The organism is Adlercreutzia aquisgranensis (genome assembly GCF_943193145.1).
GTDB lineage: Bacteria > Actinomycetota > Coriobacteriia > Coriobacteriales > Eggerthellaceae > Xiamenia > Xiamenia aquisgranensis.
In genome coordinates this window covers 60,716-83,749 of the sequence record NZ_CALPDA010000011.1, presented here as the reverse complement: position 1 = coordinate 83,749, position 23,034 = coordinate 60,716, and the positions used below count along the sequence as shown (strand labels likewise).

The 23,034-nt window shown below is 65.5% G+C and carries 17 protein-coding genes; 3 read left to right on the top strand and 14 right to left on the bottom strand.

Annotated features, from left to right (window positions below; translation table 11 throughout):
- Positions 1–27: 27 nt before the first annotated feature.
- From NFR41_RS08035 to NFR41_RS08020, 4 genes are all read right to left on the bottom strand, one after another.
- Positions 28–681, bottom strand: coding sequence for an amino acid ABC transporter permease (locus tag NFR41_RS08035; RefSeq protein WP_251231432.1), 654 nt, complete (start codon positions 679–681; stop codon positions 28–30).
- A gap of 107 nt (positions 682–788) precedes the next feature.
- Entirely contained in the window at positions 789–1,613 is an 825-nt protein-coding gene (locus NFR41_RS08030) for a transporter substrate-binding domain-containing protein (protein WP_251231431.1), read from the bottom strand.
- A gap of 238 nt (positions 1,614–1,851) precedes the next feature.
- Complete coding sequence (locus NFR41_RS08025) at positions 1,852–3,297, bottom strand: sensor histidine kinase (RefSeq protein ID WP_251231430.1); 1,446 nt, start codon at positions 3,295–3,297, stop codon at positions 1,852–1,854.
- A 2-nt stretch (positions 3,298–3,299) separates the two neighbouring features.
- Positions 3,300–4,073 (bottom strand): response regulator transcription factor, encoded by a 774-nt coding sequence (locus tag NFR41_RS08020; RefSeq protein ID WP_251231429.1) that lies wholly within the window; start codon positions 4,071–4,073, stop codon positions 3,300–3,302.
- Between the two features lie 295 nt (positions 4,074–4,368).
- Here NFR41_RS08020 and NFR41_RS08015 point away from each other — a divergent pair, with 295 nt between their 5' ends.
- Positions 4,369–5,382 carry a C39 family peptidase gene (locus NFR41_RS08015; RefSeq protein ID WP_251231428.1) on the top strand — a complete coding sequence of 338 codons (1,014 nt, stop codon included), beginning with the start codon at positions 4,369–4,371 and terminating at the stop codon, positions 5,380–5,382.
- A 12-nt stretch (positions 5,383–5,394) separates the two neighbouring features.
- Here NFR41_RS08015 and NFR41_RS08010 read toward each other — a convergent pair whose 3' ends face one another.
- The 3 genes from NFR41_RS08010 to groEL all read right to left on the bottom strand — a co-directional run bounded on the left by NFR41_RS08010 (position 5,395) and on the right by groEL (position 9,842).
- The gene (locus NFR41_RS08010; protein ID WP_251231427.1) at positions 5,395–6,948 is read right to left on the bottom strand and encodes a hydantoinase/oxoprolinase N-terminal domain-containing protein; all 1,554 of its coding nucleotides are present in this window, start codon (positions 6,946–6,948) and stop codon (positions 5,395–5,397) included.
- A gap of 3 nt (positions 6,949–6,951) precedes the next feature.
- Positions 6,952–8,073: an S-methyl thiohydantoin desulfurase family protein gene (locus NFR41_RS08005; RefSeq protein WP_251231426.1), complete on the bottom strand. Its 1,122-nt coding sequence runs from the start codon at positions 8,071–8,073 to the stop codon at positions 6,952–6,954.
- Positions 8,074–8,258: 185 nt separating this feature from the next.
- Positions 8,259–9,842 carry a chaperonin GroEL gene (gene groEL / locus NFR41_RS08000; protein ID WP_251231425.1) on the bottom strand — a complete coding sequence of 528 codons (1,584 nt, stop codon included), beginning with the start codon at positions 9,840–9,842 and terminating at the stop codon, positions 8,259–8,261.
- A 518-nt stretch (positions 9,843–10,360) separates the two neighbouring features.
- Between groEL and NFR41_RS07995 the strand changes: the two genes are divergently transcribed.
- The gene (locus NFR41_RS07995) at positions 10,361–11,398 is read left to right on the top strand and encodes an L-lactate dehydrogenase (protein WP_251231424.1); all 1,038 of its coding nucleotides are present in this window, start codon (positions 10,361–10,363) and stop codon (positions 11,396–11,398) included.
- A 78-nt stretch (positions 11,399–11,476) separates the two neighbouring features.
- Here the strand turns inward: NFR41_RS07995 and NFR41_RS07990 are convergent, their stop codons facing one another.
- The 4 genes from NFR41_RS07990 to NFR41_RS07975 all read right to left on the bottom strand — a co-directional run bounded on the left by NFR41_RS07990 (position 11,477) and on the right by NFR41_RS07975 (position 17,168).
- Positions 11,477–12,367 carry a TIGR02452 family protein gene (locus NFR41_RS07990; protein WP_251231423.1) on the bottom strand — a complete coding sequence of 297 codons (891 nt, stop codon included), beginning with the start codon at positions 12,365–12,367 and terminating at the stop codon, positions 11,477–11,479.
- Between the two features lie 88 nt (positions 12,368–12,455).
- On the bottom strand, positions 12,456–14,264 hold the full coding sequence (locus NFR41_RS07985) for an ABC transporter ATP-binding protein (protein WP_432762702.1): 1,809 nt from the start codon (positions 14,262–14,264) through the stop codon (positions 12,456–12,458).
- Positions 14,265–14,316: 52 nt separating this feature from the next.
- Positions 14,317–14,928, bottom strand: a complete 612-nt coding sequence (locus NFR41_RS07980; RefSeq protein ID WP_251231421.1) for a very short patch repair endonuclease — start codon at positions 14,926–14,928, stop codon at positions 14,317–14,319.
- 2 nt (positions 14,929–14,930) lie between these two features.
- A complete protein-coding gene (locus tag NFR41_RS07975; RefSeq protein WP_251231420.1) occupies positions 14,931–17,168 on the bottom strand; it encodes a HelD family protein in 2,238 nt (745 codons plus the stop codon).
- A gap of 315 nt (positions 17,169–17,483) precedes the next feature.
- Here NFR41_RS07975 and proC point away from each other — a divergent pair, with 315 nt between their 5' ends.
- Positions 17,484–18,278 (top strand): pyrroline-5-carboxylate reductase, encoded by a 795-nt coding sequence (gene proC / locus NFR41_RS07970; RefSeq protein WP_251231419.1) that lies wholly within the window; start codon positions 17,484–17,486, stop codon positions 18,276–18,278.
- A 284-nt stretch (positions 18,279–18,562) separates the two neighbouring features.
- Here the strand turns inward: proC and NFR41_RS07965 are convergent, their stop codons facing one another.
- From NFR41_RS07965 to NFR41_RS07955, 3 genes are all read right to left on the bottom strand, one after another.
- Positions 18,563–21,190 (bottom strand): DEAD/DEAH box helicase, encoded by a 2,628-nt coding sequence (locus NFR41_RS07965; protein ID WP_251231418.1) that lies wholly within the window; start codon positions 21,188–21,190, stop codon positions 18,563–18,565.
- A gap of 182 nt (positions 21,191–21,372) precedes the next feature.
- Entirely contained in the window at positions 21,373–21,750 is a 378-nt protein-coding gene (locus NFR41_RS07960) for a histidine triad nucleotide-binding protein (RefSeq protein WP_251231417.1), read from the bottom strand.
- A gap of 123 nt (positions 21,751–21,873) precedes the next feature.
- Entirely contained in the window at positions 21,874–23,031 is a 1,158-nt protein-coding gene (locus tag NFR41_RS07955) for an SPFH domain-containing protein (protein WP_251231416.1), read from the bottom strand.
- Positions 23,032–23,034 lie beyond the last annotated feature (3 nt).

Genomic DNA, 23,034 nt, shown 5'->3' with positions numbered 1-23,034 from the left:
GCAGACAGCACAGACGTCCGGGGCGCCCTAGTCGTGGTAGTAGTTCATCCGCTTCTCGATGCGCGTGAGCACGATTTCAACGATGAAGTTGAACACCCAGTAGATCACGCCGGCCAAGATGTAGGGCACCATGCTCACCTGGGAGGCGGCCAGCGCCTTGGCCTGGCTGAACAGCTCCATGATGCCCAGCACGAAGGCCAGCGACGTGTCCTTCACCAGCGTGATGACCTCGTTGCTCATGGCGGGCAGGATGCGCTTGACCACCTGGGGCAGCACGATCTTCGTGAAGGTCTGGAACTTGGTGTAGCCCAGCACCTCGGCAGCCTCGTACTGGCCGCGGGGAATGGACTGGATGCCGCTGCGGTAGATCTCGCCGAAGTAGGCGGCGTAGTTCAGGATGAAGCCGATGGAGCAGGCCCAGTACTTCCAGTCGTTGCCCAAGGACAGCCCGAAGATGTAGTACGGACCGAACATGAAGAACATCAGCTGCAGCATCAGCGGCGTACCGCGCATGATGGAGATGTAGAACCGCACCAGCAGCGCCACGGGCTTGCACTTGCTCATGCGCCCCAAAGCCACCAGAACGCCCAGCGGCAGCGACCCTGCAAGGGTAATGAGGAAGATCTGGACCGTGAAGCCCAGACCCGAGAGCAGAATCCCCATCATGGTGGAGAAGTCCATGCCTGTCCTTTCCGCGCGAAACGAAACAGAAGGGCGACGCCTTCGCTCGGGGAGCCGAAACCGAAGCTTCGCCCCGCCGCGAGAGACGCCGCCCGTTCAGTGTAGCGCTACAGCACCCAGTTGTCGTAGGTGATGCCCTGATCGGCGTACTTATCGCACAGCTGCTGGACCACGCCTTCCTCGTCCAGCTGCTTGAGCGCATCGGTCACCTGCTTGGCAAGGGCATCGTCGCCCTTAGCGAAGCCCACGGCGTAGTGCTCGCTGGAAAGCGTGCCCAGCTGCTTGTACACGTCGGGCTTGGCGGCCATCTGGTAGGCGGCGATGGACAGGTCGCAGGCCACGGCGTCCACGGCGCCGGACTCCAGCTGCATGAAGGCGTTGTTGTAGTCGCCGATGGTCTGCAGGTCCTTGAAGGTGGCGGCGAGCTCGGCCTGGCCGCCCTCTTCGGCGTTATCGTTTTGAAGCACGTCGAGCGCGGCGGAGTCGACCTGGGTCATGACCACCTTGCCAGCCAAGTCCTCAAGAGAGTCGATGCCGCTGTCGGCCTTCACCACGACCACCTGCTCGTTGAGCATGTAGGGGTCACTGAAGGTGTATCCGGCTTCGCGGCCTTCCATGGTGAAGCCGTTCCAGATGCAGTTGATGGCGCCGCTGCCCAGAAGCGCGTCCTTGGCATCCCAGTCGATGGGGGCAAGCTCTATATCCCAGCCGTTCTTTTCGGCCACGGCCTGAGCCAGATCCAGGTCGAACCCGGCGAACTGCCCGCTGTCGTCCACGTAGCCGTAGGGCGGATACCCCTGGTCGAAGCCGACGATCAGCTTCTGGGTGCCGTCGGTGCTCTCCTGGCTGCCGCCCGAGCACCCGGCCAGCGCCGCCACCGAAAGCGCCAGCGCCGCCGCGCAGGCGACAACCGCTGCAAACTTCTTCTTCATCGCAAACCTTGCCTTCCCAACGTCCGCAGGCCCGAAGACCCGCTGCACCTAGCCGGGACGCACTACGGCACGAAAAGGCTGCGGTTGCCGTCCGGTTCGGTACTTTATCACTCTACTGTACTAAAGCGATGGAAAGCATACCACTGCCCTGGGCGCACGGCAACCCCTCTCCAGGAAACGGTAGGCTTTCGGTCGCGCGGGCGGCGCGGCTACGGCAAGCCGAGCCCCCCCCCGCGCGCTACACCAAGGGCAGCGTGATGGAGAACGTGGTGACGCCGTGGTCGCTGGCGGCGGCGATCTCGCCCTTGTGGGCCTGCACGATCTCCTTGGCGATGGCAAGCCCCAGCCCCGCACCGCCGTTTTCCTGGCCGCGCGAGCTGTCCTCGCGGAAGAACTTGTCGAATATGCTGGTCAGGTGCAGCTTCGAGATCTCCTTGCCATGGTCAGTCACCGTGAAGCGCACGTACTGGGCCTGGGAGACCACGGCGGCGCTCACCGGATGCGGCACCATGGCGAAGGCCGACGGCACGGGCGGCACCGGTACGGCAGGCGTCCCCTCGGCCGAGGCTTCCCCGACGGCGGCATCTTCGCCAGCGGCAGCTCCCACCCGGCTCGTCGGCGACGGCGGCTGCAACCGCCCGGAAGGCGCCACGTCCACAATAGGGTCGCCGCCAAGCGACGCGGTCCTCGCCGCAGACACTAGGATGACCGTCCCCTCGTCGGCGAAGGCGATGGCGTTGCGGATGACGTTGCCCAGCGCCCGCGAGAGCTTGTCCGGGTCGCCCAGAAACTCAAGCCCCTCCGGCGCGTCCACCTCGATGGTCAGGTTGCGCGCCGCCGCCTGGATGTCGTAGCCCTCGGCCACCTGCTGGCAGAACAGCGCCGCATCCAGCCGCTCCCGCTCGATGGGCATGCGCACCACGTTGTAGCGGGTGATCTCGAAGAACTCGTTGACCAGGCCCTCCATGCGGCACGCCTTGGAGAAGGCCACCTCGGCGTAGCGGCGGCGGGCCTCAAGCGGCATGTCCGGCGTGTCCTTCAGCAGTTCCAAATAGCCGGTCACCGAGGTCAAGGGCGAGCGGATGTCGTGGGCCAGGTAGGCCACCATCTCGTTCTTACGGCGCTCCTCCTCCACCGACGCCATCTCGTCGGCGATGGCCGCGGACTGGATCTGCAGCAGCTCGGACTGGATGATGTACAGGTTGCTCGGCAGCTTCGGTGCCTGGGTCCGCTCCCGAGCCAAGCCCGTGACCGCCAGCGCCAGCTTGTCGAAGTTGCGGACCGAGCGGCGCAGCACCAGCACGGAAACGGCAACGACGCCGAGCAGGTACACGGCGAAGAACACCGGGAGCTTGAGCCGCCTCACCATTTCGTAGAAGCTGATGTCGCGCACCAGCAGGGTGCCGTCCCATCCGATGGACGCTTGCTGGCGAAACGTCTGGTCGTGAGGCCCGTACAGGGCATCGTAGCCCAGCACCATGGCCAGCTCGTTCAGATTCTCCTGGGTGGTGCCCTGCCATTCGCTCGTGGACGAGGCTATGAACTCGCCGAACGAGGGGAATACGAACTGCTCCAGCAGGAAGGCAGCAGCAATGCACAGCGCCGTCCACAGCATGAGAAAGCCGGCGAGGCGCCCTAGCAGGTTCCACCACAGATGCCGCGACTGGGCGTTCTCCAAGGCCATGGCTACCTCCCCGCCGCCTTCGCAGAGCCCTCGATCTTGTAGCCCACGCCCCACACCGTGTGCACCACGTCCATGGACGAGTCCACCTCGGCCAGCTTGCGGCGTATTCCGCGGATACACACCATGACGGAGTTGTTGGCCGTCTTGTCGTAGGACTGCTCCCAGACGGACTCGTAGAGCTCGGCCGCCGAAACCGTGGCGCCGGCGTTGCGGACCAGCATGGCCAGCACGCCGAACTCCTTCGGGGCCAGCGAAACCTCCATGCCCTGGAAGTGAGCTACATGACCGCGCTCGTTGATCTCAAGGTCGCCCACGCGCCGGATGCCGGGCGCGCCCTCGTCGGCACCTTCATCGCCAACTCGGCCCAAGCCGGAGCCGTCGGCGGCACCGGCGCTGCGGCTCGCCTCCAACCGTCGCAGCCGCGCCTTCACACGCGCCACCAGCTCCCGTTGGCGAAATGGCTTCACGATATAGTCGTCGGCGCCCATGAGCAGCCCCAGCACCTTGTCGGTCTCCTCGTCCTTGGCGGACAAGAACACGATGGGCACCTCGCTGGTCTGCCGGATCTGCCGGCACACCTCCAACCCGTCCATGCCGGGCATCATGATGTCGAGCAGCACCAAATCGTAAGGCTCGGCGGCGAACAGCGCCAAGGCCTCCCCTCCGGAATAGCAGGCAGTCACGTCGTAGCATTCCGCCTCCAGCATGCGCGCCACCATGTCGGCGATGGCGGCATCGTCGTCGACAGCGAGAATACGCAGGGCCCGCTCCTCCACGGCATGCTCCTTCCCTCTGCGCGCACGCCGCCAAGCAGCCTGCGCATCCGTGCACGCTCCTAGATACGCGAGCCTTCGCGCAAGCGAAAGCGCTGCGGCCCGCTTTCCACAGTATCTACTGAAACACTGCCTTTACCAGGCTGTTTGGCGGGTATTTCCCAGAAAGTACAGCCCGATAAGAAATTGCTAAGCATTCCCTATGGGACACCAAACCGAACGCGATGGTAGGTTTAGGAGCAAGGCGCTACACCTCGAAACGCGCCGCAGCCGTCACGACGCACCGCAGGAGGGCACGATGGACCACCGAAACGCACGCCATGCCACCTTCGCCGACCTGGGCCCCCAGACCGCCGGCTTCTCCTACGACAACCTGGACGTAGACGACCTGGACTACTACAGCACGCAGAACCCGCGCTACGGCGTGACAGAGAGCTTCGCGCCCCCGCGCTCGTTCGCGCGCATTCCCGAGCAGCGGACGGACGCGGTGCGCCGAAGCGCAGCAGCAGCCCAAGCCTCGTCGCGCCCTCGGCAAGCCGGTCGCCGAGCGGCGCAGCCCGCCTTCGCCTACGAACCCCTGCGCATATCGGACAAGCTGAAGAGCTTCGGCTGCATAGCGCTGGCACTGGTCGTGCTGCTGCTCATAGGGAGCGGCCTTCTGCGCGCCTCGGGCCAGGAAAGCCCTCTCTCGTTCCTTTCGGGCACTACTACCGCCGCTGCCGGCGTGGACGCAGCCGGCGCATTCCAGGGCGCGTTGGACGAGGCACGCAGCCGCTCCGGGTCGGACGAGAGCCCCGCGAGCACGCCGGCGTCGGAATGGGCGCGCGGAACGATGCCCCACCTGTACCAGAAGGACGCGAACTGGGCTGAAACCCCCTACGCCGACAGCACCCTGGGCATCGCCGGCTGCGGCCCCACGTGCCTTTCCATGGTCTACGTCTACCTGACCGGCGACGCCTCCTACGACCCGGTAGCCATGGCGCAATTCTCCGAGAGCAACGGATTCGTAGAGGATGGCAGCACCCGATGGGTCTTCATGAGCGAGGGCGCCCGTATGCTGGGACTGCAGTCCGAAGAGCTGGGCGCCGACGCCTTCCAGATAGAGAACGCCCTGTCGGCAGGTACCCCGGTGGTGGCCATCATGGGCCCGGGCGACTTCACCGAGGAAGGGCATTTCATCGTGATGAACGGGCTGGATTCCCAGGGGCGGGCCGTGGTCTACGACCCGAACAGCCCCACGCGCTCGGCTACCACCTGGGACATCGACACCATCATCGGTCAGGCGCTGTGCTTCTGGGCGATCAGCGCCTAAGCCCGACGCCCCTTAAGCCTGCAGGTCGCCTGCGGCCTTCACCTTGATGCGGCAGGTATGGCCCGTCATGTAGGCCAGTGGCACGTCCTCCGCGTCCACCACCGTCACCGTTCCGGGCACGGCGCCGGCCGCATGGGCCGCAGCGATGGCCGCCTCAGTAGCGTTGGCTATGGCCTCGTCGCGCGGAACCTGGTCGTAGCTAACGAGGATCTCTGCCTCGCCGCCCACCTTCGCAAGCGCCGAGCCCACGGCGTTGGCGCACCCGGCGTGGTCGGGGGCGTACACCGTGCTGGTGCCCGCCAAATCGGAGGGCAGGATGATCGAACCGCCACCCACCAGGATGACGTCGATGGGGTCGCTGGAGGTCTTCATGGCGTCGATGGCGTCCTCGGCCAGCTCGCGGATAACCGCCATGGCCGCTTCGGCAAGCTCCTGAGGCACATCGGCCACCAGGGCTGGATCGCCCACCTGCGCCATGCCCAGGCGCACGGCCACGTCGGTGGCGGTCAGCGTGGAGCCGCCGAACACCCGCGCCTCCTGGGCGATGCGGAAGCCCACGGAGTCGGGGCCTACGGTAACCGAGCCGTCCTCGCCCACGCGAACGATCGATCCGCCGCCCAGCCCGATGGACACCACGTCGGGCATGCGGAAGTTCGTGCGCACGCCGCCGATGGTGACGGCCACGCCGCTCTCGCGCGGGAAGCCCAGCTGAAGCACGCCCAGGTCGGTGGTGGTGCCGCCCACGTCGATGACGATGGCGTTGTCCACCTGGGTAAGGCGGCTGGCGCCGCAGATGGAGTTGGTGGGACCGCAGGCGATGGTGAGAATCGGGTAGCGACGCGCATATTCCAAGGTCATGAGCGTACCGTCGTTCTGGGACAGATAGGCCTGGGCGCAGGCGACGCCGGCCTCCCGAAGCGCCCGAGCGAAGCTTTCGGTGAAGCGCTTCGACACACGGTCCAAGGCGGCGTTTAGGATGGTGGCGTTCTCGCGCTCGATAAGCCCCATGCTGCCGATCTCGTGGGACAGCGACAGGGGCATATCGGGCCCGAACACCTCGCGGGCGATGGCGGCGGCGGCTAGCTCGTCGTCGGCGCGCACCGTGGCGAACACGCAGCTGATGGCCACGGCCTCCACCTTGCCCTTCACGCTCTCGAAGAACGCACGGGCGGCTGCCTCGTCGAAGGGGGCGATGCGCTTGCCGTCCGCCTCGAAGCCGCCGCCCACGATGACGTCGGCCACACACGCCGAGGCGATGTCCGGCGCCCAGTCCACCATGGGCGGCATAGACACGCTTGCAGGCGCGCCGATGCGCAGGATGGCCACAGGAGAGAGCCCCTTGCGCTCCACGATGGCGTTCGTGCACTGGGTGGTGCCAAGCATAGCCCAGCCCACCTGGTCGCGATCGATGGCCGCGGCTTCCAGCACCGCGTTCATGGCGGCCACAATGCCGTCTTCCACGTTCTCGGTGGTAGGGCTCTTCACCGCCGCCACCACCTGCAGGTTCTCGTCGATCAGCGCTGCGTCGGTGTTCGTTCCCCCGACGTCGATTCCCAGTCTGTACATGGCTTAAGCCACCTCGCCTTCCGCAACCGCCATCTTGCAGCGCTCCTCCACGGGTATGTAGTCGGTGTCAAGCCCGAAGTAGCGCGGGCCCGCCAGCTCCAGCCCCTCCGGCGTGCGCCACAGGTGGAAGCACTCCAGGCCCACCACCATCACGCGCTTGCCGTACTTCAGGGCGTCGGTGGGCACGGGCATGAAGGTTTCGACGTCCACCAGGCAAATCATGTCGGGGGTGGTGGCCACCATGCGATCGTCCACCACGCAGCACAGGTTCTCGTTCTGGAAGTCCACGTAGGCCGCCGAGCCCTTGTAGTCGCCGATGCCGGCCAGCTTCACGCGCCCGTAGTTGAATGCGCCGCGCATCTCACGCAGCACGTCAGAAATCTTGCCCTTGAACAGCTTGTGGCCGCCGGTGAACCGCAGGAAGAACTCCTCGGGGGTCAGCCCTTCCTCGGCCGCCAGATGCTTGGCCTGGCGGATGGCGCGGCCCAGCTGCTGGCTGCGGGTGACGATGCCGTGCACGCCGCATTCCTTCAGCTTGGCCCCGTCCATGCCGAACAGCATGATGGATACCGCACCGCCGCAGACCATGGTGACCGAGCGCGCCACGTCTTCGGCCCACTTGTTCGAGATGGTGTCGAGAACGCCGAAGTTGCCCTTCTCGTCAGCCCAGGCCATGGGCGTGGTGCGCACACCGCCGATGGTGAAGGTGACCATCTGCAACTCGGGGAACGCCCGGCCCATGCCGTCGGCGTCCACCATGGGGATGCCCAGGCGCGCCGCCACGATCAGCGGGAACATGGAGTTCACGCCGCCGGCCTCGGCGGGAAGCGTAGCGTAGACCTCGCGGCCGAAGAAGCGCTGGACGTTGTCCTTGAGCGCCTGTATTTCCGTGTTGCTGCCGAAGCCTTTCTCGGTAAGCACCGTGGGTGCGCCCATGCCGGCCGAAGGCACCACGAAGGCGTCGTCGGGCACTTCGTCGGCGTCCAGCAGCGTGACCGGTCCGCACTCGCGGATAGCGGCCATGGCGGCAAGCTTGCCCACGTAAGGGTCGCCCCCGCCGCCCGCGCCCAGAAGCGAAGCCCCCAGCGCAATGTCCTCCACATCCTCCAGCCCTATAAGACGCATAGATGCTTCCTTCCCTTCGGAAACCATCGGATTGCCTCGTTGCCGTGCGGCGAAGCAGTCGCCCTGTATCTTATGCACGGATATGCAAGTTTACCAGCCACTCCGCCGCAACAGGAGACGACAACGTTAATTCTTGCGAAAACGTGGAGAGCGCGGCCCGCGAAAGCGTCCTCACGCGCCCGCCGCTAGTTCCCTACCACTGCGGCATCCGTTATCAGGATGAGGCCCGCCACGGAAACGGCGGATTCCAAGGCCACCCGGGTGACCTTGGCGGGGTCGGCGATGCCGCGGGCAATCATGGGGCCCCACTCGCCGGTGGCAGCGTCGAGACCTTCGCCTGCAGGAGCGCTCGCAATCCCGTGAGCCACCACCTCCGGGTCGAAGCCGGCGTTGGCGGCGATGGCCTTCGCGGGCGCCCAGGCTGCCCTGCGCGCGATCTCGGCGCCAAGCCGTTCGTCCTCGCTGGCGAAATCGCGCGCACCAAACGCCTGCGCCGCCTGGCCGAGCGCCACCCCTCCGCCTGCTACCAGGCCTTCTTCCGCCGCCGAGCGCGTAGCCCGCAGAGCGTCCTGGATACGGCTGCGAATCTCGTCCTGCTCGGTCTCGGTAGCGGCGCCCACCGAGATGACGGCGATGCCGCCCGAGAGCTTCCCCAAGCGCTCGCGCAGCACATCGTGGCTCTCGCCGGCAACCGTGCCGTCCAGCTGCGCGCGGATGGATGCCTTGCGCGCGTCGACGGCCTCCTGCTTGCCCTTGCCGCCCACCACCACGCACGAGTCCTTCGTGATGATGGCGCTTTCGGCCCGTCCGAGCATGGCTTTGGTGACGTCCCTCAGGCGCAATCCCTGGGCCTCGGTGACGAAGGTGCCCCCGGTGAGCACGGCCAGATCCTCCGCCTCGTTCTTGCGGCGCTCGCCTAGCCCGGGAGCCTTCACGGCCACGGTCTTCAGCTTGCCGCGGGCGTTGTTGGCCAGGAGCGACTTCAGCGACACGCCGCGCACGTCGTCAGCGCAGATGAGCAGCGGGTGCCCCGATTTCGCCACCTCTTCAAGCACCGGGATGACGTCGTCGAAGTTGTCGGCCAGACGCTGGTCGGTTATGAGGATGTAGGGCTGGTGCAGCTCGGTGACCATGGCGCCCATGTCGTCGGCCATCTGAGGGGAGATGAAGCCGAAGCCCCACATCATGCCCTTCTGAACCTTGTGGGAGATGCCGAACATGTTGCTCTTCTCCACCGAGACCACGCCTTCTGTCCCCACGCTGACCAGCGCGTCGGCCACGGTGCGGCCTATCTTCTCGTCGCCGGCGGCCACGATGGCTACTTCCGCCAGCTGCTCGGCGGTGGTCACCGGCTGGGCGGACGCTCGCAGCGCCTCCACCAGCGCATCGCACGCCTTCTGCATGCCGCGGCGCAGCGCCAGCGGCTCGGCGCCCGAAACAACCGCCCTCACACCTTCGGTTACAAGGGCATCGGCCAAAACGGTGGCCGTAGTGGTGCCGTCACCCGCCCCCAGGTTAGCCGCCATGGCCGCCTCGCGCACCACCTTCATCCCCACGTTTTGCAGCGAGTCGGGCAGGTCGATGTTGCCCGCCACCATGGCGCCGTCGTTCGACAAGCTGGGGGTGCGCTTGTCCTTCGTGTCCCAGGCCACATAGCGCCCGCGCGGACCCAAGGTGGCAGCCACCGTCCGAGCCATCGTGCGCTCGCCGGCGGCCAACCCCTCCCAAGCCGCCACGCCGAACGTTATCTGCTTGCCACGACCACGCATAGTCCCACTCCTAGTAATTACCCTGTCAACGCCATACCGAGGCGTTCCGTTAGGTTTTCTCGCGCCCGAATGTATCCTAGCCCACCCAGCATAGCACGACCCACCGATGCGCGCCGTCCGCCACGGTGAACCACGTAAAAGCAGCAGCCTCGGACGCCTCCGCCCAAGCCAATGCCGCCCTCTCGGAAAAATGCCCATATCCGTTCATTTTGTCCACGGGATTTCGAGCTTATGACCTGCGGTTTTCTATGTTATGCCAGTTCAGCGCTTTGAAAATCTCTGGACAAAATGAACGGATATGGGTAGTTTCTGCTCGCTCCAAGGAGCGAGGCAGCCCTGCCGCCCCGTCGCCCCATCGCCCTGTCGCCCCGCCCCCGAGTGCGCCATCGCCAAGCCAGCGCGTCCGTAACCGTTGCGTTGCGGCCAGCCAAGTCGGAGCTGCCGCATGGATGACGCCCGATATACTTGCTTCGAAAACCAATCCACGCAACCGGCGCACCGCCAGCAGAGGAGCACCTATGGACAGCACACTGGGCCAGGCAACGCCCACCGCAAGCGAAGAAGCAGCAATGAGGAGCGCGCAAGACCCGGCAGCACCCACCGCCGTCAACGACCGCAAGATAGCCATTGTAGGCTGCGGATTCGTGGGGTCGGCCACGGCATTCGCGCTCATGCAGTCGGGGCTGTTCTCGGAAATGGTGCTCATCGACGTGGACGCCGATCGCGCGGAGGGCGAGGCGCTCGACATCTCCCACGGCACCGCGTTCGCAAGCCCCTGCGACATCCATGCCGGCACCTACGACGACGTGGCCGATGCGGGCGTGATCGTGGTTACCGCGGGCCTTGGGCAGAAGCCCGGCGAGACGCGCATCGACCTGGTAAACAAGAACGTGGCCATCTTCAAGGACATCATGGCCGAAATCCGCTCGCGCCATTGCGGCGGCATCTTGTTGGTGGTATCGAACCCGGTGGACGTGCTCACCTACGTCTCCGTGAAGCTCTCCGGCATGCCCGAGGAACGGGTCATCGGGTCGGGCACGGTGCTGGACACGGGGCGCCTGAAGCACATCCTGGGCGAGCGGCTGCAGGTGGACCCGCGCAACGTGCACGCGCGCATCCTGGGCGAGCATGGCGACAGCGAGCTCATCGCCTGGTCGAGCGCGCACGTGGCCGGCATCCCCCTAGAGGACTACTTCACCATGCGCGCGGGCGGCTCCTACGAGCAGTTCCGCCGCGAGGTGGCCGACACCGTGGTCAACGCCGCCTACGAGATCATCGCGAAGAAGAAGGCCACCTACTACGGCATCGCCATGGCGGTCACGCGCATCTGCGGGGCCATCGCCCGCGACGAGAAGTCGGTGCTGTCGGTGTCGAACTTCCTGAACGGCGAGTACGGCCTCTCGGACGTGGCGCTGTCCACCCCCTGCATCGTGGGCAAGCGCGGCATCGAGGCCCGCATGCCCCCGTCGCTGAACTACCGGGAGCTCGCCGACCTGAGGGCCTCGGCTGCCACGCTCAAAGACGTGATAGCCGGGCTTGACCTGGGGATGGAGTAGCGAAGGGGCGCCGCCGAAGCGACGCCCCTGCGAGTGCGATTTCGGCCGCCAAGAAACGGGGGCGGCGACCCAACGGATCTAGCGGACGGTGATGCCTTCGGGCAGCTCTACGCTTCGCCAGTCGAACTCGTCGGAGTCGCTGTCGTTGCCGGCTTCCGGTGCGGCCACTACGGGAGCTACCTCGGGCTCGGGCTGGCCGAAGGCCTCGCGGAACTGGTCGACGAAGGCGCGGGGCACCGCGAACACCAGCTGGCCGATGGCGCCCGGATGCGCCGCAATCCAATCCTGGAACAGGCTTACGACCTGCGACGCCGGGTAGCCGTTGCGACCGCATCCGAAGGCGCCCACCACCACGGTCTCGCAGCCGTTGGCAGCCGCCGCGCGCAGGATGGACTCCACACGGTTCGCAAGCGCCAGGTCGCACTCGCGCTCGGAACGATGGTTCTCAAGCGCGCGGGCGCGCACCGGTTCGGGGATAGCCAGCACGTTGGCCTTGCGCACGGTGCCCCCGCGCAGAAACGCCACGTCGGGCAGGTAGGCGGCGCGGTCGGTGAACAGCATACCGGCCTGGGTGCCGCGGTTGCCCTGGTGAAACTCCTGCCGCATTCCCTGCAGCACTTCGTAGAGGTTGCTTTCCGCGCACAGCACCTGCTCGGGGCCGAACGCTCCGTCCTCGTAGGCACCGCCGGGACGGGTGGCCGACGCCGGGTCCACCACCATGGTCTTGCCCTTGCCGAAGCGGAAGAGCGCCTCGGGGGCGAACGCCGTGGTGACCACGGTTTCCGTACCTTCGAAAGCGGCTTCGGGCAATTCCAGCATGCGCGCCTGGCCGTCCTCGTAAATCACGGCGGCATCAACGGTCTTCGCCGTATCCGACGCGAAGGCGCCCTTCATAAGCGCGCTGTGCTTCGCCGCCTGAGCCTTGCGTTCCGCTCGCTGCGCGTCCCTATCCGTCGCATTCACCGCCATAACCGCCTCCTGAATCTCTCGCAGATACTTCACTCATCATAGACCAAAACCTGCGTGCATGTACACCGTGGAAGCAAGCGACGGGCAGCTACTCCAGGTAGGCGCCGGTCTGCATGGACCAGAGCTTGGCGTAGTCGCCGTTTCGCTCCACCAGCTGGGCGTGAGGGCCGTCCTCCACCACCCGCCCGTCGGAAAGCACCACGATGCGGTCGAGGCTGGCCACGGTGGACAGCCGGTGAGCCACCACGATGGAGGTGCGCCCCCGCATCAAGCGCCCGAGTGCCTCCTGCACCAGGGCCTCGCTTTCGGAATCCAGCGCGCTTGTGGCCTCGTCGAGCACCAGGATGGGGGCGTCTGCCAGCATGGCTCGGGCGATGGCGATGCGTTGGCGCTGACCGCCCGACAGCTTGATGCCGCGCTCGCCGGTCACGGTGTCGAAGCCCTGGGGCAGCCGCTCGATGAACTCCAGCGCGTTGGCAAGGCGAGCCGCCTCGCGAATCTCGTCCATGGTGGCGTCGGGCTTGCCGTAGCCGATGTTCTCGGCGATGGTGCGATGGAACAGCAGCGCCTCCTGTGGCACGTAGGCGATCTGGCGGCGCAGGCTCTGCTGGGTCACATCCGCTATGGACTGGCCGTCTACGGTGATGCGACCTTCCTGGATGTCGGCCAGGCGCAGCAGCAGCTTCGTGAGCGTGGTCTTGCCCGCCCCGCTCATGCCCACGAGCCCTACGCGCTGGCCTCCGGGGATATGCAGGTTGAAGTCGTCGAACACGCACGTCTTGGCGCCGCCGTCCTGGTAGCAGAAGCCGATGTCGGAAAAGTCGATGGCGCCCTCGGTCACCACCAGCGGCTTCGCGTCGGGAGAGTCGGCCACCAGTCGCGGCTCGTCGAGCACTGCCGTAAGACCGCTCGCGTCGCCGAAAGCCCGGTTGATGCGCTGCAAGCCGGTGTTGATAAAGTTGAACTGGTTCGCCACGGTGTTGGTGTAGGTGAACATCATGATGAGCACGCCCGGAGTGATGCCGAACCACGCGTTGCCGCCCGCGATGAACACCGACACCACGCTCATGATGACCACGGTGACGGCCGCGGTGATGATGCCGCGCGCCATGCTCGACCACATGCGCTTGGAGTCCTTGGCCACCACTTCCCTGTTGGCGGCGTCGAACAGCCCCCGCTCGTAGTCCTCGCGTCCGTAGGTCTTCACGGCAAGGATGTTGGTGACCGCGTCGGAAAGCTCGCCGGACAGGGCGTTTTGGGCCCCTGCCGCCGCCTCGTTCAGATGCAGGATGCGCTTGTACATGACGTAGGAGATGGTGCCGTAGCCCGCCAGCAGCACCAGCAGGATGACCACGTACAGCGGCACCACCGGCACCAAGAACGCCACGGTGCACACCACCGAGCAGATCACCGGCAGAAACGGGAACATAATCACTTCCACCAGCTGGTTGTAACCGCTCAGGAACTTCGTGGTCTGCGACACCAGCGTGCCGCCGAAGCGGTTGGAGTGAAAGCTCATGGACTGGTTGGCAAGGGCGTCGAAGGCCATGGTGGCCAAGTCGTAGTTCACGGCGATTTCGAGCTTCCACAGAGTGTAGTCCTGCAGCTTGCTGCACGCCTGCCCCACCAGATTCACCAGCACGAGCGCCAAAACAAGCGGCCCGAAGGCGGAAAACACCTGGTCGGGAGCCACCGTCGATCCTTCCGACACCCGGTCGACCACCAGGCTCATGAGGTAGGGGTTGCCGTACTGCAGAAGCGCCACGAACCCAATGGTGGACACCACCAGCCCCGCGAACAGCCCGAGGTGCCTCCGCGTGACCAGCCAGTAGTAATGCAGCGTTCGCCGCGTGAGCGACGGTTTGTCCATCATGCTCCCTTCCGTTCCGTCGTGCATCCCGCATGCCGCATATCGCACGCTGCGCCCGCTCGCAAGCAGCCGTGCGCGCCTACGAGCAGTCGGGTGCCCCCTTAAGCGGCTTGCCCAGCTCTTCGGAAAGCACCGGCAGCAGCTCGGCGAAGGTGGCGTCGATAACCTTCTTCTTCAGCTGGCACTCCCAGATGACGTGCACCTTCCATCCCAGCTCCGCCAGGCGCGCCGCGGTCTCGGCGTCGCGCTCCACGTTGCGATCGAACTTCATTGCCCAGTATTCCACGTGCGACTTGGGCATGGACAGCTGGCAGTGGGGGCAGCGGTGCCAAAAGCAGCCGCGCACCTCGACGCACACCTTCTTGCCGGGCCAGGCGATGTCGGGATGCCCCGGCACCTTCCATTGCAGCCGGTAGCCGGTCAGCCCCGCCTCGCGCAGGCGTTGGCGCACCAGCAGCTCGGGCTTGGTGTTCGCGCGCTTGTTGCCCTGCATGGACTTGCGCACGTGCTCGTTGGTGGCAGGCGGCGCATCAGGCGTTTTCCGCCTTCGCGCCTTCTCGCTCTCAGCAGCGTCCTCGGCGATGCCGGAACCCTCGCCCGCGACGGAGCCCCCGCTTGCAACGTCGTTCTCGGCCTTGGCGCCCGACCTGCTTCCAGCAACAGGCCGCGCCTTCTTTCTCGCAGCCGCCATGGCTACCCCAGGTTCAGCGCCGGCGTCACCTCGCCGCGAGCCAGCAGAGTCAGGCGCCGCGTTGCGCGCGAGATGGTGGTGTAGAGCCTGCGGCGGGCCAAGTCGCGGTCGACCTCGGTGGCGCCCGTGGCGACGGGGAACGACCGCTCGCTTGCGTCGGGCACGATGACGTGGTCGAACTCCAGGCCCTTGGCCAGCTTCAACGTGATGAGCACCACCCCTGTATCGGGAAGCTGGCTGGTGTCCTCAACCCGCGCAGGGCACGCCTCGCCCAGTGTGGCCGCCAGCTTGTCCGCCTCGTAGCCGTTGGGCACCACGAGCGCCGTGAGGCCCGCAGACGCGTCGGCAGCCGGCGTGTCGGGGGACGTGCACCTCTGACGCGCCTGGCTCACCGCCCCTCGAAGCGCCTCCAGCCATAGCTCGTCGTCAGCACATTCGACCACCGCGGGCTTTTCGGAATCGCGCTGCACCGACTGCACCGTCAGATGCACATCCCGCGAATCCGACCCCACCCCATGCGCCAGCGAGGCGAACAGCGCCGTGATCTCGGGCGTGGAGCGGTAGCTGGTCAGAAGCTCGCAGGTGGTTACCGGGCCGCGCGCAGCATGCAGCACCGACTCCACCTCGGCAGCCGAGGCACAGTCGGCCTTGATAGCCTGGTTGGCGTCTCCCAACGTCATGAACTTCGCGCGGTTGAAGTAACGGGCCAATGTAAGCAGCTGGGCCGCCGTGTAGTCCTGCACCTCGTCGATCATCACGTACTGCGCGTCGCTGTTGCCGTAGCCGGTCACCACCATCTTCGCGTAGAGCCACTCCAGCGGCACCACGCCCGACGCGCCCAGCATGCGCATGGCTATGCGGTCGATGCGCAGCCACTGGTCGTCGGCGACGGCCCGCAACGCATCGCGGTACTTCCAGCGCACGTAGCGCAAGCGTACCGCCTGCTCCTCCTCTTCGGGGATAACGGTCACCAGCTCATCGAAGATGCGGATCTGCATGTCGAAGGGCAGCGCCTCTATCTCCTCGAGCACCGAGTCGTCGGCCGCCAGCTGGCCGATGCGCGCTTCGGCGCGGGACAGAAGCTCCTCGCGCACCAGGTTCACGCGGCGCGGCCCCGCTGGCACGTTGGCGAACTTCTGCACCGCGCGCCACGCCTGGTCGGCGCTGACGATGCGAAGGCCGTCCTGCTCGACATCGCGGAAGTCGCGCTGGTCGAACTCGAAAGGGTCCAGGGCGCGCTCGATCTTGTGCAGGTTGCCCACCGGCACGGCCACGTTGCCCGCACCGTGGCCCTCGGGCATCACCAGCGCCGCGAACTGGTCCCAGGTAAACGTCTGGGGGTTGCGCTCGCCCATGTCGGGCAGCACCCCCGATATGTAGTGGGAGAACACCGGATTCGGGCTGATGAGGAACACGCGGCTGGCGTCCAGCGTCTCGCGCTGCTGGAAGAACAGGTAGGCGAGCCGCTGCATCATGACGCTGGTTTTGCCCGAGCCGGCCACACCCCACACGGCAAGGGCCGCAACGTCGTCGGCGCGGATGACGCGGTTCTGCTCCTTCTGGATGGTGGCGGTGATGGCCTTCATCTGGCTGGTGCGCTCGTGGGACAGCGAGGCCAGCAGCAGCGAGTCCTGAATGGCCACGTCGGTATCGAAGTATGCGTTCAGGCGGCTGCCCTGGATGTCGTACTGGCGCCGTCCCAGCATGTCGACGGCGATCGTGCGCCCCTCAGCCACGTAGGACGTACGCCCCATCTCCTGATTGTAGTACACCTCGGCCACGGGGCTTCGCCAGTCCACCACCACGCGCTTGTAGTTCTCGTCGGAAAGGCCCGCGGTGCCCAGGTACAGTTCCTTGGGCTCGGCGCCTTCGCGGTAGCGCAGGGTGATGCGGGCGAAATAGGGCTGGCGCAGCAGCAGCTCGCAGGCGGCCAGCTTCTTCGCCTCCAGGTCGTGGGAGAGGTTGTATCCGGCGATGACCTGGTTGATGGCGTGGAAGTCGGCCCACATCTCGGTGGCGTCGTCTTCGGTGGCGGTGTTCATGGTCACCTCGGCGGCCATGGACTCCTTGTCCGCCGCAGCCTGGGCCGCCACCCGTTCGAGCTTGGCCGCAGCCCCGCGCGCCACCCGCTGAATGGTGTCGTACGTGGCGTTTAGGTGCGCCTGCTCGGCGGCGAACTCGGGCTCGTCGGCAAAATCCCCGGCGGATCCCTGCGATTTTCTCTGCTCATCGGCCATCATGCGCATTCCTCACATAGGTCTCGGGTGAAAAACGGTATTCGATTGTACGGCATATCCCCCATCGGCACATCCCCGTTATGAAATCGTCGCAAACGGACGGGCAGGAGCAAGACTTGTCGCGCCATCGAAAACCGCAGTGGAAGGCGAAGCGCAAGCACCGGGCGCCGCCACCCCAGCCGCGGCAGTCATCCCGCAGCAACCAAGACTCAATCAAGTTTTCGGCTTGTCGAAGCGGTCTGTCTCCGCTTTGGCGGGGGCGGGCTGCTCGTTTTTAGTTACAATGCCTCCGTATCGAAGCGCAGCGGAAGGAACATCATGAAAATAGGGTTCATCGGGTTGGGGAACATGGCAGCGGCCATCATCGGCGGCTTGCTGGAGTCGGGCATCGCGACGCCTGCGGACATCGTGGGCTCGGCGAAGACCCCGGAAACCCGCGCCCGGATGCAAGAGCGCTTCGGGATAGACGCCTCGCTTTCGAACGTCGAAGTTGCCAATGCCGCCGACGTACTGATCCTGGCGGTGAAGCCGGTGTTCTTCCCCCAGGTCATTGACGAAATAGCCACCAGCACGGCCAACGACAAGCTGGTGGTAAGCATCGCCGCGGGGCTTACCTGCCAGCGCATCGAAGAGCTGTTCGGCCACCCGGTGCGCCTGGTGCGCTGCATGCCGAACACGCCGGCGCTCGTGGGGGCCGGCTGCACCGCTGTCTGCGCCGGACCGAACGCGCAGCCCGACGACGAGGCCCTCTGCCTGCAGCTCATGGGCAGCTTCGGCCGGGCCATCGCCATCCCCGAGCGGCTCATGGACGCGGAAGGCGCCGTAGGCGGCAGCTCGCCGGCCTTCGCCTTCATGTTCGTCGAAGCCTTGGCCGACGGCGCCGTAGCCGCCGGCATGCCCCGCGCCCAAGCCTACGAGTTCGCCGCCCAATCGCTTCTGGGCAGCGCGAAGCTGGTGTTGGAAAGCGGCAAGCACCCCGGCGAGCTGAAGGACATGGTATGCTCCCCCGGCGGCACCACCATCGAAGGCGTGCGCGTGCTTGAAGAGGCAGGATTCCGCGGCGCCATCATGGACGCCATCGACGCCTGCGTCCAAAAGTCGAAGCAGCTCTAAGGCAGCGGGAGCACAGCCCACAAGTAGCGAAGGCGCGGTCGGGAAAGACTAAGGAGCGATTCCGCAGCGGCAAAGAGGAGCAACCCGCAACACCCGCGCGAGCGAGGACAAGCGACGCACCTTTCCCGACCGCGCCGAAGCGGCCAGGGCGCCAGCAAGCAGCGGAGGGCTTCGGCCGAAGGGTCAAGGAGCGATTCCGCAGCGGCGAGAAGCGGCGAGCCGCAGCACCCGCGCGAGCGAGGACAAGCGACGGATCCTTCGGCCGAAGCCCGAAGCGCCGAGCTCTATTCGCCCAGTTCGTCCGCGAACCCGGCGCGATAGTTCGCAAACACCACTTCGCCCTCCTCCTGGGAGGCGTCCAAGTCCACGTCGGCGTCGATGCAGAAGTCGCAGTCCCCTTCGGTGTCCAGCACGATCTGGCGTACATGCCAGGCGTGATCGGCCTCTTCCCGGGCGGTGTCCAGCAGCACGTACTGCTTCGACCGGGCGTCGGCGTCGATGCGCGCATCGGCGTGGACGTCGTAGAAGTCATCCAGCACCTGGCCCCATTTCCGCGCACCGTACCCCCAGTCCTCGTCGAGAGCGCCCAGCGCATCGGCTTTGTCGGCGGCGATCAGCTTCACACGCGTGAACAGGGCGTTTCGCACCATCAGCTCCATGCCGTGGCGATCGCGCACCACGGCGTCCTCGGCGCCGAACCCGGCAACGTCGGCTTCGGGAAGCTGGCCAGCGCGCGCCCACTCGTCCACCAGGGACGAGTCGGTGGTGCGCACCAAAAGGCCAAGCCAATCGACGATTTCCTCCAGCTGCTCGTCGCGGGCGGCGGGCGGCACCGTCTTCTCCAACACGCGGTAGGCGTCGGACAGGTAGCGCAGCAGCGTGCCCTCCGAGCGAGCGATACCGTAGGTGTTCACGTAGGTCTTGAAGTCGGCCGCCGTCTCCACCATGTCGCGCAGCACCGACTTCGGCATGAGTTGGAAGTCGCGCGCCCAGGGAACCTCTTTGCAGTACAGCTCGAAGGCGGCATCGAGCTCGTCTTCCAGCGGGCGCGGGTAGGTGACTTCCCGCAAGCGCTCCAGGCGCTCCTCGTAGTCGACCCCGTCGGCCTTCATCTGGGCCATGGCGCGGTCGCGGGCTTTGCGCTGCTGGGCACGCAGCACTTGGCGCGGGTCCTCGAGCGTAGCCTCCACCAGCGATATCACGTCCAGCGCGTAGTTCGGCTCGTCGGGCGAGAACAATGCCAGCGCACTGAGCAGAAACGGGGAAAGCGGCTGGTCCAGCGCGAAGTCTTCCGGCAGCTCAACGGTCAGGCGATAGTCCGGGTTGCCCGCCTCGTCCTCGCCTATCACCACGACGTCGGTGTCGACGAGCGTTTTGAAGATCTCGTCGGCGCGCTGGGAAAGCGCCGCCTTCTCCTCCGGCGTCTGGGCGGACTCGTCGATAAGCTCTTGCACGTTGGCGCGCGCATCCCCGCCGCGACCCACCACGCCGAGCACCATGCCGTGGGTCATCTTCATGCGGGGGACCAGCGTTTCCGGCTGCGCCTCCACCAAACGCTCGAAGGTCTTCTCCGACCAGCTGACGAAACCCTCGGGCGGTTGCTTCTTCTTCACCTTCCGCAGCTTCTTGGGGTCGCCCCCCGCTTTCTCCACAGCCTTCAGGTTGGCGATCTCGTGGTCGGGGGCCTCGGCGATGACCACACCTTCGGTGTCGAAGCCAGAACGGCCCGCCCTGCCCGCGATCTGGTGGAACTCGCGCGCCCGCAGCCGGCGCTGCTTCACGCCGTCGAACTTCGCCAAGCTGGTGAACACCACGGTGTGAATGGGAACGTTGATGCCCACGCCCAAGGTGTCCGTGCCGCAGATGACCGACAGCAGCCCCTTCTGCGCAAGCTTCTCCACCAGCAGGCGATAGCGCGGAAGCATCCCCGCATGGTGCACGCCCACGCCGGCCAGCAGCAACCGCTGCAGCGCCTTGCCGAAGGGGGTGGTGAATCGCGTGCCGCGCATGACCTTCTTGATACCCTCGCGCTGCTCTTTGGTGGCTATGCCGAAGTTCGAAAGCTTCTGGGCCGAACCGAACGCCTCGTCTTGGGAGAAGTGGACCACGTAGAGCGGCTCTTCGCCGGCGCGCAGGGCAAGCTCGACTGTGGCTTCCAGAAAAGTGGTGGCGTATTCGAAGGAAAGGGGTACCGGGCGCGGGGCGTCAAGCACCAGGTCGACCGAACGGCCCGTACGCTCCTGCAGCGCGCCGGCGATGGCCGACATGTCGCCGAGCGTGGCGCTCATCAGCAGGAACTGGGCTTTCTTCAAAATGAGCAGCGGTACCTGCCAAGCCCAGCCACGATCCGGCTCGCCGTAGTAGTGGAACTCGTCCATGACCACGCAGTCCGCCCGAGCATCCTCCCCTTCGGCCAAGGCGATGTTTGCCAGGATCTCGGCCGTGCAGCAGACGATGGGGGCATCCGGGTTGATGGAGGCGTCTCCGGTGAGCATGCCCACGTTGTCCTTGCCCATGACCTCCACCATGGCGAAGAACTTCTCGCTCACAAGCGCCTTGATGGGGGCCGTGTAGTAGGCGCGCTTGCCCGTTGCCATGGCGATGAAACACAGACCCATGGCCACGAGAGACTTGCCCGAGCCCGTAGGCGTGCCCAGCACCACGTGATCGCCCGCCGCCAGGTCCACCAGCGCATCCTCCTGATGGGGCCACGGCTGAATGCCGCGGGCCTCCACCCAGGTCAAGAAGGTTTCCAGAGCCTGGTCGGCCGTCATAAGGTCGCCCTCGCCGGTTTCGGCCCACGGCAGAAGCCAGCCCAAGCTGCCCGGCTCCCAAGGGTCGACGTCGGTGCCGGGAATCAGCTCCACGGGGGTAGCCTCCAAGGGCTCGTTGGGCTGCTCGTCTTTCGCCATCTTCTGCTCTTTCGTCCTCCATCGCCGCTACGGTCCTTGCCGCTCGGCGCACAACCACACCCGGCCATTGTCGCCAACAACCGAAACCTTTCGCCCCGTTGCGAGTCGCCAAGGCAAAAACGCAGCGGTGCTACCTGCTGTTCTCGGGAAGTGCGGCGGCATCTTCCCCTCACCGCGCGCTGCTACTCGGCCGCCGACGCACCGTCTCGAGCGCTGCCTTCGAAGGTGAAGCGGCCCATCTTGGTGCCGCCCAGGATATGCAGATGCAGGTGGGGCACCGTAGCCGCGGAATCAGGACCGGTGTTGATCACCGTGCGATAGCCGCTCTCGTAGACGCCCTTGGCCTTCGCCACCTGCGGCACCACGGACAGCAGATGCCCCAACAGCTCGGCCGGCACGCCGTCCTGCAGGTTGTCGTAGTGCTGCTTCGGCACGATGAGCGTGTGCACCGGCGCCTCGGGCTCGATATCGTCGAAGGCGTAGCACAGGTCGTCCTCGTAGACCTTCGCCGAGGGGATGCCGCCGGACACGATCTTGCAGAACAGGCAATCGTCAGCCATGGAAAGTCCTTTCGTCAGCTGCCGCACGGGCGCGTTTCCTGCCGCCCGCCATTGTACCGCAAGCCCTTCGGCCGCACTGACGAGGAAGACGAGCCGACCGCATGCCGCCATAAGGAAAGGCGCCTACAGATTCAAGACCTCTCGCTTCTTCGCATCGAATTCGTCCTGAGTGAGCGCACCCAGATCAAGAAGCTCCTTGAGCTTTTTCACAGCCTCGATGCAATCGTCGAGATCGCCGCCAATAGGAGAGCCGACTGCGGAGGCGCTGTCCGATCGCGCCTCGGAACCCGAAGTCACAACCCCACTCGACGAGAGCGCTGAGGCCAGGTTCATGCCGAACAACATGCCGCCGCCCTCGCCCAGCCCGTTCTCCTGCACACCTTGAGCAATCCTTTGCTGCGCAGCAATGTTGGCAGCATGCTGGGACACCCCCTCGAACGCGTTGACCTCCATGCGCTTGCGGTTGAAGCCGTGCACCAGCTCTCTCGACTCGTCGGAGAATTCAATGCTCTCGACAGCCACTCGCTTGAGCTCGAATCCGAACCGCTTCGGCCAACTGCCAACGTAAGCCTCGTCTGCAGCAACCCGTTCGGCAACAACACGGGCCTGGCTTGGGAGCTGGGAGATGCGAAACTCGTTGGAAAGACGGTTCAGCGCAACGATGAACGACTGAAGGAACTCAGACAGTATCTGCTTGCGCGCCGAAGTGTCATCGAACGTATAGAAATACGCGTTGGGGGGAACGAAGTTACGTAGGAAAACGTAGGGATCAGTCACCTGGATGGAAAAGTTGCCGTATGCGTGAACCTCCAAATCGCAGTGATAATACCCATCGTTGTACATTTGTGGGCCGCGGGTACCAAACGGTATATGCCGTATCTCTCGCATGTTGACGAAAGAGACACGCTTGTCCATCGCAGGAACCCCGCCGAACCCTATGCGGCTTGCCACCTGCCCAATCAGACTTCCCACTCCGTCCCCGCTAAACATGCTCTCTTCCCCATCGGTATATTCGTAGTTGCCCGGCTCGGATATCATCTCCTCGATTTCGCCTTCGCTGTATATGCAGGCGACCGTGTTTTCTGGAACAAAGATACGTGACCCATTGCTGATGACCCCTTGCGTTCCGTAGGCGTTCGAGCCCCGACCGGTTGCCCTGTTCTTGAGAATGCCCGGAATAAGCACCGCATGCTCCCCAAAGGGGCCCGCAGTAAAGACCTCTTTCCACTGGTCGGCAAGGGTTCCCCGAACCGAGTCGGAGGCAGCCTGAATGATTCCCATGCA